This window comes from Chloroflexus sp. (assembly GCF_056331925.1).
In genome coordinates, this window is the sequence record NZ_JBWGQH010000013.1 from 39902 (window position 1) to 55975 (window position 16074).

At 55.1% G+C, this 16074-nt stretch carries 10 protein-coding genes; 7 read left to right on the plus strand and 3 right to left on the minus strand.

All coding sequences use genetic code 11. The features are described 5' to 3' along the window. Positions 1-7 precede the first annotated feature (7 nt). Positions 8-2164 (plus strand): sensor domain-containing diguanylate cyclase, encoded by a 2157-nt coding sequence (locus AC01ZF_RS08485; RefSeq protein ID WP_428111346.1) that lies wholly within the window; start codon positions 8-10, stop codon positions 2162-2164. Here AC01ZF_RS08485 and AC01ZF_RS08490 read toward each other — a convergent pair. The 3 genes from AC01ZF_RS08490 to phoU form a co-directional block, all read right to left on the minus strand. Continuing rightward, positions 2138-3913 (minus strand): choice-of-anchor Q domain-containing protein, encoded by a 1776-nt coding sequence (locus AC01ZF_RS08490; protein ID WP_428111344.1) that lies wholly within the window; start codon positions 3911-3913, stop codon positions 2138-2140. The two genes, AC01ZF_RS08485 and AC01ZF_RS08490, sit on opposite strands and share 27 nt — an antisense overlap. A gap of 310 nt (positions 3914-4223) precedes the next feature. Beyond that, positions 4224-7814 (minus strand): methionine synthase, encoded by a 3591-nt coding sequence (metH, locus tag AC01ZF_RS08495; protein WP_424674690.1) that lies wholly within the window; start codon positions 7812-7814, stop codon positions 4224-4226. 139 nt (positions 7815-7953) lie between these two features. After that, on the minus strand, positions 7954-8613 hold the full coding sequence (gene phoU / locus AC01ZF_RS08500) for a phosphate signaling complex protein PhoU (RefSeq protein ID WP_424674689.1): 660 nt from the start codon (positions 8611-8613) through the stop codon (positions 7954-7956). A 237-nt stretch (positions 8614-8850) separates the two neighbouring features. Here phoU and AC01ZF_RS08505 point away from each other — a divergent pair, with 237 nt between their 5' ends. The 6 genes from AC01ZF_RS08505 to AC01ZF_RS08530 all read left to right on the plus strand — a co-directional run bounded on the left by AC01ZF_RS08505 (position 8851) and on the right by AC01ZF_RS08530 (position 16072). Next, positions 8851-9564, plus strand: coding sequence for a cysteine hydrolase family protein (locus AC01ZF_RS08505; protein ID WP_428111341.1), 714 nt, complete (start codon positions 8851-8853; stop codon positions 9562-9564). 135 nt (positions 9565-9699) lie between these two features. Next, complete coding sequence (locus AC01ZF_RS08510; protein ID WP_424674687.1) at positions 9700-11199, plus strand: GAF domain-containing protein; 1500 nt, start codon at positions 9700-9702, stop codon at positions 11197-11199. Positions 11200-11229: 30 nt separating this feature from the next. Further along, complete coding sequence (locus AC01ZF_RS08515; RefSeq protein WP_424674686.1) at positions 11230-12501, plus strand: M16 family metallopeptidase; 1272 nt, start codon at positions 11230-11232, stop codon at positions 12499-12501. 8 nt (positions 12502-12509) lie between these two features. Beyond that, the gene (locus tag AC01ZF_RS08520) at positions 12510-13544 is read left to right on the plus strand and encodes an NAD(P)/FAD-dependent oxidoreductase (RefSeq protein WP_428111380.1); all 1035 of its coding nucleotides are present in this window, start codon (positions 12510-12512) and stop codon (positions 13542-13544) included. A 164-nt stretch (positions 13545-13708) separates the two neighbouring features. Further along, positions 13709-14773 (plus strand): dipeptidase, encoded by a 1065-nt coding sequence (locus tag AC01ZF_RS08525; protein ID WP_424674685.1) that lies wholly within the window; start codon positions 13709-13711, stop codon positions 14771-14773. Between the two features lie 9 nt (positions 14774-14782). After that, positions 14783-16072: an ArgE/DapE family deacylase gene (locus tag AC01ZF_RS08530; RefSeq protein ID WP_476575283.1), complete on the plus strand. Its 1290-nt coding sequence runs from the start codon at positions 14783-14785 to the stop codon at positions 16070-16072. Positions 16073-16074 lie beyond the last annotated feature (2 nt).

A 16074-nucleotide genomic window follows, 5' to 3' on the forward strand; every position in this document is an offset into this window, starting at 1 on the left:
AAATGCGATGGCTGCATCACACATTCCGTCAGATCAACCAAAGCCTCCATGGCTAGACATTGATCCACTTGTTGCGGCCACCATCCTCAATTGTTTACCAATCGCAGTTTGGATTGTTGATGAACAGTACCGACTCGTCGTTGCAAATACTGCCTACCAACATACCAGACCAACGTGTATGCCGGCAACACCAGAAGCCGGCGATTACATGTTGCCAGATGATTCATTGCCCAAGTGTCGAGTCCATTGGCAACAACAGTATGAACATGCCGTGCAAGGCGAACACCGTATCTTTACCATTGATGGCATAACGTACTACTTTCAGCCGGTCACGATCAAACGCGTGGGTAAAGGTGTTTTGGTTTGTACCGTGCAAGACACCACCCTCAACCTCGCAATTGAGGCTATGCCCGACCCATTTAGCATCTACACCGCGCTTCGCAATCGCTCTGGGCAGCTTATTGATTTTCAAATTGTGGCGGTAAACAGCGCTTTCTGCCACATTACCGGTTATCACCGGCATGAACTCATTGGTCAACGGCTCCTCGATCTATGTCCCCACTATCACGAAGATGGTACCTTTACCGATCTGCAACAACTGCTGAAAACGGGAGAATCGGTGCAGCGGATCACGACCTTCTTCGATAGGAATGGCAAGACGCGAACGTTTGAAGTTCATGCCGGCAAATTCAACGACGGGTTTGTCGCAAGCTGGCGCGACATCACCGTCCAACACCAGCTCGAGCATCGAATCCGTCAACAAGCCACGCTCCTTGATCAGATCGCCGACGCGGTGATTGCCACCGATTTAAACTACAATATCACCAGTTGGAATCGTGGGGCTGAACGTATTTACGGTTGGTCAGCCAACGAAGTTATCGGGAAACCGTTAGGCTCGTTTCTCAAAACCCAGTACACCAACACGACAATGGAAGAAGCTGCACTGGTCTTACACCAAACTGGATACTGGGAAGGTGAAGTCGAGCAGCAACGACGTGATGGACAGATCGTTCCGATCCATTCCGTCGTTGTGTTGAGCCGGGATGAAAACGGCACCCCAACCGGGGTCGTCGCGGTCAACCGTGATATTAGCGAGCGACGACACTTCGAGCAATTACTTATGAAAGCTAATCAGCGGCTCGAACAAGCGATTATCGATGCACGGCGCCAGGCCGCCGAAATCTTGCTGGTCAACGAATTACACGATCTCCTGCAAGTTTGCCATACCTTCGCTGAAGCAGCCGATGTAATCGCCTTCGGGTTACAACGTCTGTTTCCGCGCCAATACGGATACGTGATGGTACGGCAAGCAGGTACGGCCAATTTGACATTGCTGGCGCAGTGGGGTGAAATGAACGACGCACCGGCAACGATGACTATCGATCAGTGCTGGGCCTTACGGCGCGGTCTGATTCACCGCACCTGCCCGCACGAAAGCATCCGTTGTGCACACATTGCATCTAACAAACATAGGTGTACGTGCTGTGTTCCTCTCGTGGTGCAGGGCGATATTTTCGGCTTACTGTACATTGCCGGTGAGGAACTGCCACGGAGTGAACTCATCGTAATGACCGGTGACACCATCAAATTGGCCCTCTCGAATCTTGCCTTGCGCGCTACGCTACGTGAACAAGCAATTATCGATCCGCTCACCGGACTCTACAATCGGCGCTATCTGGAGACGAGTCTATCCCGTGAATTGCATCGCGCCCAACGCGAACAAATTCCGTTAACGGTTGCTATAATCGATATCGATCATTTCAAGCAGTTTAACGACCAGTATGGACACGATGCGGGCGATACCCTCTTGCGCGAACTAGCAGTCATCTTTCGCGAACACTTGCGTCAGAGTGATCTAGCCTGTCGTTTTGGTGGCGAGGAGTTTGTATTAATCCTACCGGGCGTCAATCGGGCAACCGCACAGACACGTTTGCAACACCTCCGTGAAGTCGTGCAGCAGCGACAAATTATCTTTGCCGGCGCACCTTTACGTCCGGTCACCATCTCAATCGGTTATTTCACCTGCGAAAATGATGAGATCGAGCCACACATTCTCCTTCAACGTGCCGATGCGGCCCTCTACGCGGCAAAACGTAGTGGGCGCAATCGGGTGGTCGAATTTAGCGATCTGCAAACGCTATCGTCCAATGAACGGGACGAATGATTTCAGCGGCGCTCGGGTCACAACTACGCTCAATTCGTTCCCAAAAGCACCACAGATTATGTCATTACAGGCACGTAATCGTAAGACATACTGACCGACATCGAGAACTACAGCGTTATTGTTCAACAACTGCATCCACGACGAACTCCCATCACGTTGAACTTCAAGCTCGTAGCGTCCGGCACCGGCGACCGGATGGAACGTCAGTTGCACCAGTGGGCCACCATTCACAGCCGTCACACTCACCAAAACCGGCGGATCAAGCTGCGCAGCCGGTGCTGCGCCACCATACTCGAAGGCACCGAGATCGCATGCACCAACCCGCGCCGCTCCCCGCTGATCGAGCAGAGGACAATCGACACCGGCGTTGATCGCCGGACTATCGGCTTGTAGGGCAAGAGTCGGCAATATTCCACCGTGATAACCAATGGCATTCTCCAGACGAGGATCGGCCTGCGCAATCCCACTAACGCAGGCATGCCCCACCGGACTTTGCAGATTGTGACTGCCGCGCAAGCTCCCAAAACACTGTACCGAATCGTGCGTACTACCGAGGAGATTTCCGGCGATGATCGTATTGCGTAGTTCAACGTCTGCTGCGTTGGTTGAGGTATTGTATATACCACCACCAAGCCGGTCGGCATAATTGTAGGCAACTGTAACATTCGTGACGGTTGCCTGCCCACCGTTGAAATAGAGACCACCGCCATTCCCGCGATTGGCAGTAGCCGCATCAGCCCGATTGCCAACCACGGTAAGATTGGTCAGGTTCGAACGATTCCAACCCGACACAAACGTCGTCTGGGCAACAACGATGGCACCACCAACATCTTCTGAGCGGTTGGCTACGAAGGTAGAATCGCGCAGCGTCAGTGGGCCGTTGTGATGCATCAGCGCACCACCGCTCGCGCGATTATTGCTGTTGAGATAGACGATATTATCCGCAAAGAAACTACGCTCGATTTCAGAACGGTCGGGGTAGTAGAGATACGAGTAGACGGCTCCACCGAAATTACGTGCTTTATTCCCGATAAACATGCTATCGCGGATTACGATCTGACCACCCGTCCCCGCCGGGCCGGCGCCATCGTTATAGATCGCACCGCCAAAACCGAAATTGGCGATAACGCCACCATAAGAGCTATCGTTATTGCGGAAGATCGAACGGAGAACGGTGATCGGGCAACGCAGATTGTAAATAGCACCGCCGTTAATACCGCGATTGTTCTCGAATACGCTATCTTCGATATGGAGCTGACCAAAATGCATTGAAATCGCGCCACCACCTTCTTCATCCTTGCCGGCAGTACTATCGTTATTACGGAAGATGCTGTTGTAGATAAACACTCGCGTATTCAGACCGGTCGCACGGATAGCACCGCCTTCCACACTACGACCGTTGATCAAGGTCAAGTTGCGAATCGTGAGCGTAGCATCATAAATCCAAATCAGGCGTGTACGACCATTACCACTCAGGGCTACCCGCCCACCTTGCTGGGGACCACCACCGTCAAGTTCGGTATCTTGGCGCAATTCCAATTGACCGGAAAGGGTAATTGTCACCGGTTGCGAGCCACAATTGAACGTTACGCGCCCACCACCGGCAACAGCGGCGCGGAGAGCGGTTTCGGTGCAGCTTGCCGGCGTGCCGTTCCCGACCACACCGGCAGCGCGAACGGGGGTTGCTGTGCAGACAAGTACGATACCGATCACGATCAGCCAGCGCACCGAAAATAACAAATTATTCATACAGTAACCTCGTTTGACCGTGCTTCGATGACAGCTTCGTCATCTTGACAGTAGTCAAACGACGGATTATCGGTCTACATGACTTTTTGGCTATCTGTGTAGGTAGGACTAGGAGCGAAAGGTACTAGTTGGGAATTAAAAAATTGTCATATATCTGTGTGGGGGAGTGTATGCGCAGAGGAACTCGCATCAATGGAGACCAAAGCATAGACTGATACAGAAGTCATGAAAGCCACGGCAGAGCTTTGCAGTGCTCAGGATAGGGAACATTGGGCCGGGGACACACGAACGTGTGTCACCACAACAACCGTTACCGGTTCTGAACGTCGGTCTCGGCGCGTTCGACGGCGCTGCCGATGCTGAAATATTTTGCTTCGGGATGATGCACCACAATCGCCGCCGTGCTTTGTTCGGGCACCAACTGGAACGCCTCAGTCAACGTCACACCGATCTCTTCACCGGGAAGGATGTGCCACAGCTTAGCATGTTCGGAGAGATCGGGGCAGGCCGGGTAGCCCCACGAATAGCGCTTACCGCGTCGCTCATCGAGACCTAGACCTTGTCGGATGATACGGTTCGTATATTCGGCTAGCGCCTCGGCGAGACTGACGCCAAGCCCGTGGATATAGTAGCTGCGACTATAATCACCACGCTGCTGTAACGTATCAACTAATTCGTCAACTGCGCTCCCCATCGTAACAATTTGGAAGGCGGCGACATCATACTCACCGCTATCGACACTGCGGAAATAATCGCTAATGCAGAGCCGTTCACGGGCCGGTTGACGGGGAAAGACAAAACGGGTCAATTCACGTGAGCGATTGGCCGGATCATAGACGATCAGTTCAAGACCATCACTCTGCACCGGGAAGTAGCCGTAGATCACCTTCGGCTGCAACCAACCATCACGCTCGGCTTCAGCGATCAATTCGCGCACCTTTTGATCGAACTCTGCCCGCAATCGTTCCCACTCTTCACCCTTGGCATTTTTAGCACCCCATTGCAAACGGTAAAGGCTATTGCGGTCAAGACATTCGACCACATCGCGCAGCCGGATTCGGCTCGTCGCTCGCCACCCCCAAAACGGAGGTACGGGCACCGGTACATCGGTACGCACCGCCGAACGTACTCCGGCAGCCGTCGCACTCGCCGCCTCACCCAGATCGGCCAACGCCACCCGCCCGGTCATTCGCCGGTGCAGCACATTCGCCGCCTCACGGATGGTCTGCTCGATAAATTGATCACGAGTTGCCGGATTACTCAGCCGATCCATTGTCTCAAGTCCCTCGAAGGCGTCTTTGCAATAAAAGACACCGGCGGGATACGGTTCTTCATCATCGACAAAAGTGATGCGCTGACCATACTGACGATTGATCGCAGCCCCACCAACCAACACCGGAATCCGCAATCCACGACGATGCAACTCTTGCACACAGAGGGGCATCTGTTTGCTCGTACTGACCAGCAACGCCGAGAGACCGATCGCGTCGGCCTGCACCTCTAGCGCCTTCTCGATAATCGTATTGATCGGCACCTGTTTGCCGAGATCGTAGACCGTATAGCCGTTGTTGGAGAGAATCGTGTTAACCAGATTCTTGCCGATGTCGTGGACATCGCCGTACACCGTCGCCAACACGACTTTGGCTTTACTGGTTCCTTCTACCCGGTCGAGGTACCGTTCGAGGCGGGCAACCGCCTTCTTCATCGCTTCAGCACTTTGCAACACAAACGGGAGAATGAGTTGACCGGCGCCGAAGAGATCGCCAACCTCCTTCATCGCCGGTAGTAAGACGTTGTTCAGTACCGCAACTGCCGCGCGGCCTTGGGGTGATGCCCCTTGATCATCGCGCACTGCTGCTGCCGGATCGCTTAGGCGCAGTCCAATGGCCTGCAATCGCTCATCAACCGCCTGATCAATATCGTCCTCAATACCTTCTTTCTTGCGGTGCAGAATCTTCCAGTGTAGCCGCTGATCGACCGTCATGCCGGCAGTGGGATCTTCACGCTCGTTATCACTACTTGCGGTATGCTGCTCAAAATAGGCGATGAAACGCGCCAAAGCATCGTCACGACGGGCAAAGATCAGATCTTCACACAACTCGCGCTGCATCGGATCGATCTCGGCATAGGGGGTAATATGAGCCGGATTGATAATGGCCGTATCGAGGCCGGCTGCTACCGCGTGGTAGAGAAACACCGAGTTAAGCGCGGCGCGGGCATGCGGAGCAACACCGAAGCTGAGGTTGCTCACCCCAAGCGTCGTGAAACAACCGGGGACACGTTGCTTGACCAAACGGATACCTTTGAGAGTCTCGATAGCCGAATAACGCAACTCTTCCTGACCGGTCGTAATCGGGAAGGTCAGCACATCGAACACCAGCGCTTCGGCGGGCAATCCATACTCATCGCGGGCAATCTGAGCAATCCGCTCGGCAATGGCCACTTTTCGCTCGGCAGTGTGCGCCATGCCCTCCTCGTCGATTGTCATCGCGATCACAGCGGCACCGTAGCGCGCCGCCAACGGCAACACCTTATCGATCTTCGCGCCACGTCCGCCCTCAAGCGAGACCGAATTGATCAATGCCCGACCGGGATAGATCGACAGTGCCGCCTCGAGAACGTCAGCCTCAGTGGTATCGATCACCAGCGGCAACTCGATATTCAGCGTCAGTTTCTTGATCAAGCGGGTCATTTGCTCACGCTCATCGCTGCGTTCGGTCATTGCCACGCAAACATCGAGCATGTGCGCACCACTTTCGACCTGTTCGCGGGCCACTTCTAACGCACCGTCGTAGTCATCACGCAGCAGCAGTCGTTTCACTTTTCGTGAACCGAGCGTATTCAGCCGCTCGCCGATCATGGTGAGCGTAGCATCTTGGCGCAATGCCGTGGCACGGATCCCCGAACTAACACTCGGAATATACTCGACCAGCCGCACTTTCGGAGTTGGATCATTGCCGAGCAATTGGCGCAAGCGAGCAATATGCGCCGGACGAGTACCGCAGCAGCCGCCGACCACCGCTACACCGTAATCGCGGACAAATTCGGCCAGCACCTCCGCGAATGGTTCCGGTTCCATTGGATAGACGGTACGCCCCTCGACCTCAAGCGGCAAACCGGCGTTGGGAATGCATGAAATCGGTTTACGCGAATGAGCGGTCAGATACTGGATAGCAGCACGCATATGTTCCGGGCCGGTACCGCAGTTCAGGCCGATCACATCGACCGGCATCGCCTCAAGGGTCGCGATCATAGCCGGCACATCGGTTCCGAGCAGCATACGGCCCGACAGATCGAGAAAGACTTGTGCTTGCACCGCAATATCCGGTCGGTTCAGATCGATCTTTGCCCGTCGGATACCATCGAGCGCAGCTTTGACTTCAAGAATATCGACACTCGTCTCCACCAGCAGTAGATCAACTCCACCCTCAATCAAGCCAATCGCCTGCTCGCGGAAGATATCCGACAACTCGGCAAAGGTGATATTACTCAGTTCTGGATCGTCTGACGATGGTAGCTTACCGGTTGGGCCGATTGACCCGGCGACATAGCGGGAACGGCCATCACGAGCCTCGAACCGGTCGGCAACACGACGGGCTAGCGCAGCAGCGGCACGGTTAATCTCGATGGTACGATCACCGAGACCCCATTCGGCCAACCGGAGGCGTGTGCTCTGAAACGTACACGTCTCGATAACGTCGCAGCCGGCTTCAAGGAACGAGGTATGAATCAACTCAATGACATCGGGCCGCGTGATCACTAGATAATCACGGCAACCAAACGTTGCCTCACCCCCGTAATCCTCGGCGGTAAGATCGAAGGTGTCGATGGAGGTGCCCATCGCACCATCGTAGACTAACACCCGTTCAGCCAATGCTTGCAAGTAGGTTGGTCGCGTCACGGCTACCTCGTTTAGATCACGATATGGTTACCATCACAGACAAGCGCCGGTGGCAATGCACAACAGCACCGGCGCTCTCACTTTCATAAGCAATAATACACGAAAAATCTCGCTACCGTGCAACGAAACGTGCTGCACATTAATTGAGTGTTGTCTGGTTGCTCGTCGCCAAATAGATCACCCGCTCGCCGATATTCGTTGCACGGTCGGCAGTTCGCTCAAGGGCATGCACCATATCGAGCAGATCAACTGCTGCCTCAAAGCGGTCGGGATCCTGGCGGGCTTCGCTAATAATCAAGGCACGCAGCGTATCTTCGAGTTCATCAACCCGCTCATCGTGATCGGTCAGGGAACGGGCCAACTCGACATCTTGGTGGAGAAAGGCTTCTAGACTGGTATTAACCATGTGCAAGACCAGTTGGGCCATCTCATGAATCTGGGGCGGTGGGGCGATAAATGATGACCGGCGCGAGGCACGGCGTACTCGCTTGGCAATACTGTTGGCGTAATCTCCGATCCGTTCTAGCTCACCGGCAATTGCCGTTACGACACTCGTCAATCGTAAATCAGACGCCACGACCGGCTGTTGGGTCGCCAATACGTGAATAACACTCTCTTCTAATGCCCGCCAGGCCTCATCGATCTGCTGATCGTCGTGTATGATCTGAGCTGCGGCGATAGTATCCCACGACTCAAGACAGCGAATTGCACGTAACAGTTGCTGCTCCACCATACTAAACATTCGCAACAGATCTTCACGGAGGGCGCTGATCTGGCGAATATATCGTTCACGAACCATTGATCAATCCTCCTTAGCTGCCCTGATACAACCGCTGACCTCTCGCTATCCATGAGATATGGACAATATTTGTGTCATTATACTTGAAACATCGATAGAATAGGTTAAGAACATGCAAAATCTGATAGATGAATCGGTGAACTCCGGTTGATCCATATCCGATCCATTACCCCTTGACTCACCTGGAAGAGCGTGATAAAATAGTGTCAGTTTTACACTACAGAAAGGAGGCCGGTGATGCCTGCAATTCACGATCTGGCAACGCGCAGTGTACCATTCCTGCACTATCTGGAGCAGTGGTATCGCAATCTGCCGCAAGTTGAGTTAGCAACCATTGTCGGCGATACCCCTGAACGGGTGGCTCTTTGTTCGATTGATATGATCAACGGTTTCTGTAAAGAGGGACCGTTAGCCGGGCCACGAGTCGGTGCGCTGGTCGAGCCGGTTGTGCAGCTCTTCAACCGCGCCTATGCTCTTGGAGTACGTGCTTTTGTGCTTACGCAAGACACCCACGATCCGGCAACACCGGAGTTTGCCTCATACCCACCGCATTGCGTTGCCGGCACCGCCGAGAGTCAGACGATCCGTGAGCTTGCCGAGTTACCATTTGCCGATCAGATTACCGTAATCGAGAAGAACTCGCTTAGTTCACACATCGGCACACGGTTCGGCGCATGGCTGTCTGAGCATCCACAGATCGATACCTTCATACTGGTTGGTGATTGCACCGATCTCTGCGTATACACGGCGGCAATGCATTTACGCCTAGAGGCGAATGCGCTTAATCTCAAGCGGCGTGTGATCGTTGCAGCTAATGCCGTTGATACCTTCGACACACCGGTCGCGGTCGCACGCGAGTTGGGTATCTATGCGCACGATGGCGATCTGCATCACGTCCTGTTTTTGCACCATATGGCCCAAAATGGGGTTGAGGTCATGAGGATCGTGTAGTCTATCGCTAGATAGCCGATACCCGAATGGCAGGCGCGAGTGGCATGCCCGCGCCTGTTTCGTTGCACTATGTTCTCCCAACGCCTATCGTGGTATACTTAATTGCCGAACGCACCATCGTTACCGGAAACGACTATGCCCGATACAGAAGACCTTGCCGCTCTGACCGTTGCTGAACTGGTAGAACAGGTTCGCGAATTACGCGCTGCCAATGCACAATTGCGCCGACAGTTGCATCCCGTCGGTCCACCGCTCGCTGCTCACGCATTGGCCGGTGAACTCATCCGGCAGACCGCGCTGCTTGCCCGTCTCGGTATCGAGTTTCGTGACGATCTCGAACCAATGGCGTTGATCCAGCAGACATTGCAGGCGGTGACCGTTGACTTGCCTGCCGATGAAGCAACGGTCGTGCTGATCGGTCCCAATCGGCAACCATCCCATGCCTTGACCGTGGCTCTCGGTGCGCCACGTCTGTTGCCACCTGAGCGCGCAGCCGAACTGATCGATCATGGGAGTGCCGGTTGGGCGTTGCGTCAAGGGAGCAGCATTGTCCTCTTTGATTTAGCCAACGACGTGCGTCGCTTCCAGCTCCGCGAATTACAAACCGGCGGCAGTCTGATTGCCACACCAATCCGACAACCTACAGCTACTACCGGTGTCTTGATCGTCTATCGTCTGGCGACGAATGCGTTTAGCAGTAACGAACTAATCTTGATCGAAAGTATTGCTGCGCAATTGAGCGTAGCACTCGGTGCTGTACAGCTATCACAGCAGTATCGTCTCCGCCAACACCGATTTCTCAACTTGCTCAACCTCGGTCAGTTGGCTATTGCTGGCCATACTGTTGGTGACGTTGCTGCACGATGTTATACCATCGCTATCGAAACGTTCGCTGCGCGATGGGGTTTGCTGTTTTTGCGTCCGGCGCCACAAGCACAGCTCGCTTGGATTGAACCGGCTCACCTTGCCGTCGATGTCCCGATAACTGCTATCGGTGGCGCCGCTCAGCTTGCTGCCGAGAGTCAACATGTTGTGACAGTTGCGCTGGGTGATGACGTAACTTGTCTTGCCTTACCGTTGACCCACGATGGTACGACAATTGGTAGCCTGGCTCTTGGGTTTACCGCTCAGCGTCCATCACCCGGTGGTCTCGATTGGAACCTACTCGAATTGTTTGCCCGCCAGACCGCAACGGTCTGTGCAACCCTGCAATTGGTGCAACGGCTACGCGAACAGGCGCAACTCCTCGAAGAACTGGTTACCGAGCGTACCGATCAATTGCAGCGTTCTCGTGACGTGCTACGCATGGTGTTTGACAGCTTACCGGAAGGCGTGGTCTTTCTCGATGAAAGTGAGCGCCTGACTGCTGTCAATACGGTCTTCGCGAACCAAATCGTCAGTCGTCATCCTCGAGATCTGGTTGGCAAGACGTATGCGTACCTCTTGCGTATGATCGAGCGGGTTGCGCCGACTACGATCGAATTGGTGCCTGAGGCCCGTCCCGGTCGCCAGCAATTACGACTGCGACAGCGGCTACCCGATGGCGAACGCAGCTATCTGATCGAACGAATGGAGGTACCGTCTTCACAAGGCCAGCCGGCGTCGCGGCTTGAATTTTGGCGACGCGAGTCGTAATCGTGTTTTGGAAAAGGTGATCAACGTTCCATGCCATACCTGCACACAACTCGTAACGGCATTCGCATTTTAGTCGAGGAGCTACCACACACGCACTCAATAGCGATTGGCTGTTTCATCGACATCGGTGCGCGCTATGAAACAGCCGAGATTGCCGGTGCGGCTCATTTTATCGAACATATGCTGTTTAAAGGTACCGGTGCCTACCCGACTGCCCACGCGATCTCGCTGGCAATTGAAGGTGTGGGTGGTTATTTGAACGCCTCTACCGGCTATGAGACTACGGCATTTTATGCGAAGGTTGCCACCATTCACTTCAACCGTGCATTGCACGTGTTGAGCGAAATGGTGCAACGACCGCTGTTTGAAGCTCATGAACTGGAAAAAGAACGACGGGTCATCATCGAGGAGATCCGTGGGATTCAAGACAACCCTACCGAACTCGTGCATACGTTGTTGCAACAGACGATGTGGGGCGATCACCCGTTCGGTCGCGATATTGCCGGACGGATCGATACCGTTAGCGCGATTGCCCGCCACGAGCTGTTGCAGTTTTTTGCCCAAGGTTATCATGCCGGTACGCTAGTGATCTCAGTTGCCGGTAATATCAGTGCCGAACAGACGATCCCGGCTATCGAGCAAGCATTTGCCGATTTGCCGGTTGGTCAGCGCCCAACAGCCCTCCCTGCGCCTTCCTTACCCATCGAACACCGTCTCAATCTTTTGCCACGTGATATCGAACAGGGGAACTTCTGCCTCGGTCTCCCCGGTGTATCCTATCACGATCCCGATCGGCGGGCAGTGCAGGCCCTTGATGCACTCCTCGGTGGTGGGATGTCCTCACGCTTGTTTCAGACGCTTCGTGAAGAGCACGGTCTGAGCTACAATATCGGTTCCTATCACAACGAGTTTGCCGATACCGGTATGTGGGTCATCTATGCCGGGGTCGAACCTGATGCGTTACGTGATGCTGTCGCAATGACGCGAGCAATCATCCGCGATGTGGTTGAGCACGGTCCCACCGATCAAGAACTCACAACCGTAAAGGAGCAGCTTAAGGGTAGTTTATTACTCTCACTTGAGGATACCTGGGCTATCGCCTCACGAAACGCAACCAGCCTGCTCCGCTACCACACCGTGCCATCGGTTGAACAGATTATCGCCGAGATCGATGCTTTGACCCTCGACGATCTCCAACGCGCCGCACATCGTTTACTATCCACCAACCAACAATGGTTGGCAGTGGTTGGTCCCTACACCGGGGATGACATGGACGATCTGCAAGCCTTATTGGAGGAGTAAGTTTGACGATGAAGTCTGTTGCGATTGTCGGCGCCGGCGTGGCCGGATTGGCAGCCGCCCATGCATTGGCTACTGCCGGCTTTACGCCAGTTGTGTTCGAGAAGAGTCGGGGTGTAGGTGGGCGTGCTGCCACCCGCCGTATCGGCGATATATGTTTTGATCACGGCGCGCAGTACGTGAAAACGCCTACCCAACCACTCCGCGACTTGATCGTTGCAACCGGCGACGCGGTGACAATCGATCGCCCGGTGTGGGTATTAACTTCGACCGATCAGATTACGCCCGGTGACCTATCGCACGCCGATGAGGAAAAATGGACGTGGCCAAGTGGGATTACGCGCTTGGCGAAACACCTTGCCGATGGTTTGACCGTACAGTTGGAGACGACTGTTGCTCGCATTGATGTCTGCGACGATGACTACCGACTGACGGCTACTGATGGCCGTGATCTTGGCTGCTTCGCGGCGGTCTTACTGACTGCCCCTGCACCTCAAACGGTCGCAATCCTTGCCGCCGGCGATCTACCGCCGCAGGTCGCTACCCTCTGCGCAAGTCTACAGACCGTTCGGTATCGGCGTTCGATTAGTATCACCGTGGCCTATCCCCGCCGCCCGGCAGTACCGTGGTATGCACTGGTCAATGCTGATCGCCAACACTCGATCAGTTGGTTGGCCTGTGAACACGACAAACCGGGCCGAGTCCCCGCCGATTGCGGTGTCTTGATCGCCCAAATGAGCGATACCTGGGCGACAATGCACTGGGATGCTGTGCAGAAGGGCACGCTCATGCCGACCGAACCACTTCCATCTCCCGTCAGTGAGGTGCTCACTACCATCCGGCATCTCGTCGGTGATCTCGGCGAACCGTTGTGGATTAACCTGCAACGTTGGCGCTACGCCCTTCCCGATACAGCCACCCCACTGACCAATATCGATCGACTCGTCATTGCCGGCGACATGGTTGTCGGGCAGGGAAGGGTCCACCTGGCGATTGAAAGTGGTTGGCGTGCTGCCGATCAGATCCGCGCATTGCTGACGGAGTAGATCACGGTTAGCGAACCGGTCTCTCTGCCGGTGAGGACGTAGCCCAATCCGAAGGCAATCACGTCGCAATGCAGCTCACCACGATAGAGCCACGACTCTCGAACCGAACATCTCACACTCACCATAGAGCAGAGGCAGGGCTGAACACAACCAAGGAAACTTGTATGACAACCGCTGCTTGGCCCCTCATCTTTGACGGTCACAATGACGTTATTCTCGACCTCTATCGGCCACAACCAGGTAAAGAACGCGATTTCTTTCACCCTAGTTCGCATGGACATCTCGATCTCCCCCGCGCCCGGATTGGAGGTTTCGGCGGTGGCTTCTTTGCGGTTTACGTCCCACCTCCGACTTCTTCACCAACGGTCGAGCAAATACCCGAACCACCGTATCATTTGCCCCTTCCACCCGCCCTCGATCAGACCTACGCCCTACGCACGACCCTCGCGATGGCAGCTTGTCTGTTTCGGATTGAAGCCGAATCCCAAGGGGCGCTGCGCGTCTGTCGTACTGCCGGCGACATTGCCGATTGCCTCGCCAACAACATCATTGCTGCAATCTTCCACATCGAAGGCGCGGAAGCCATCAGCCCCAACCTCGACGAGCTTGAAGTGCTCTATCAGGCCGGCCTGCGTTCGCTCGGCCCGGTCTGGAGTCGTCCCAATATCTTTGGATATGGCGTACCGTTTGCCTTCCCTGCCTCACCTGACATCGGCCCTGGCCTCACCGAAGCCGGCAAGGCATTGGTGAAGGCGTGCAACCGGCTGCGTATCATGATCGATCTCTCGCACCTTAACGAGGCCGGTTTTTGGGATGTGGCCCGTTTGAGCGACGCACCGTTGGTAGCCACCCATTCCAATGCACACGCCATCTGCCCGAGCAGCCGTAATCTGACCGACCGACAGCTTGACGCGATCCGTGATTCGGGTGGGATGGTCGGGTTGAATTTCGGCGTCACCTTTCTGCGCCCCGATGGTAAGCGTGATGCGAGGATGCCACTCAGCGTTATGGTGCAGCAGATCAACTATCTTGTCGAACGGTTGGGCATCGATCACGTTGGTTTCGGCTCCGATTTCGATGGCGCGCTGATGCCGAAGGAGATCGGTGATGTACGTGGCTTGCCTCGTCTGTTGCAGGCCCTAGCCGATGCCGGCTTTACCTCTGCCGAGATCCGAAAGCTAGCTTATGAGAACTGGTTACGTGTCTTGCGATTAACGTGGGGAGAATAGACAACGAATATGCAACACCTCAATCATACCGAGCAACGAGTGCTCACTGCCATCGACGAGGCTGGCTTGGTAGAGACGCTGGCGCGACTGGTCAGCATCCCTAGCCTTGACGGCACTGCCGCCGAGAACGAAGCACAAGAGGTCGTTGCCGACCTATTGGCTGCTCAAGGCATGACCGTTGATCGTTGGGAGATCGATCTGCCGGCGTTGTACGCTCACCCTGTCTGTAGCTGGGAAGTACCACGTGAGCGTGGGCTTGGCGTGGTCGGTATCCTTGGCGCCGATCGGGGTGGGCGGAGCTTGATCCTCAACGGCCATGTCGATGTCGTACCGGCAGGTGACCCACGGTACTGGCGCAACGATCCGTGGCAAGCGACCGTTATTGATGGTCGGGTATATGGGCGAGGCGCGCTAGATATGAAAGGTGGCTTGTGCTGCGCCATCTTTGCCGCACGTGCCATCGCCGCTGCCGGAGTACGCCTGCGTGGTCGGTTGCTTATTCAGAGCGTGATCGGTGAAGAAGATGGTGGATTAGGGACACTCGCGACGATTCTACGCGGCCATACCGCTGATGCCGCAATTGTCGCCGAACCAACCGAACTCAAAATTGCACCGGCCCAAGCCGGCGCACACAATTTTCGCCTGACCGTCTCCGGTGCTGCTGCCCACGGCTGCGTGCGTGAAGAAGGTGTTAGTGCTATCGATAAATTTATTCCGCTTCACCAAGCGATATTAGACCTCGAGCGTACCCGCAATGAACGGTTGCGCATGAACGATCCAAGTGGTTTGTTTGCTCGTTATCGCACTCCCAACGCCATCTGTATCGGTATTGTGCGGGCCGGCGAGTGGGCTTCGTCCGAAGCCGAACAACTCATTGCCGAAGGCCGTTACGGGATCGGTGTTGGCGAAGACCCGGATATGGCTCGCGCCGAGCTTGTACAAACGATCATGGCGGCGGCGACCAATGATCCATGGCTCCGCGATCATCCTCCGCAGTTGGAATGGTGGGGCGGTCGATTTGACCCGGCCAGCACGCCGCTCGATGCCCCAATTGTGCAGATGCTCGCCACGTGCGACCAAACCGTGCGTGGTACACAGGCGGTCTTCGAAGGAATGCCCTACGGTGCCGATATGCGGCTCCTCAGCAGTATCGCTGGTATTCCTACCGTCTTGTATGGACCGGGTGATGTACGTGATGCTCATCGTCCGAACGAATCGGTTGCGATTGATGATCTGCTCACTGCAACCCGCATCTTTGCCCTCACTGCGCTCCGTTTCTGTGGTTACGACGAGGAATAAAT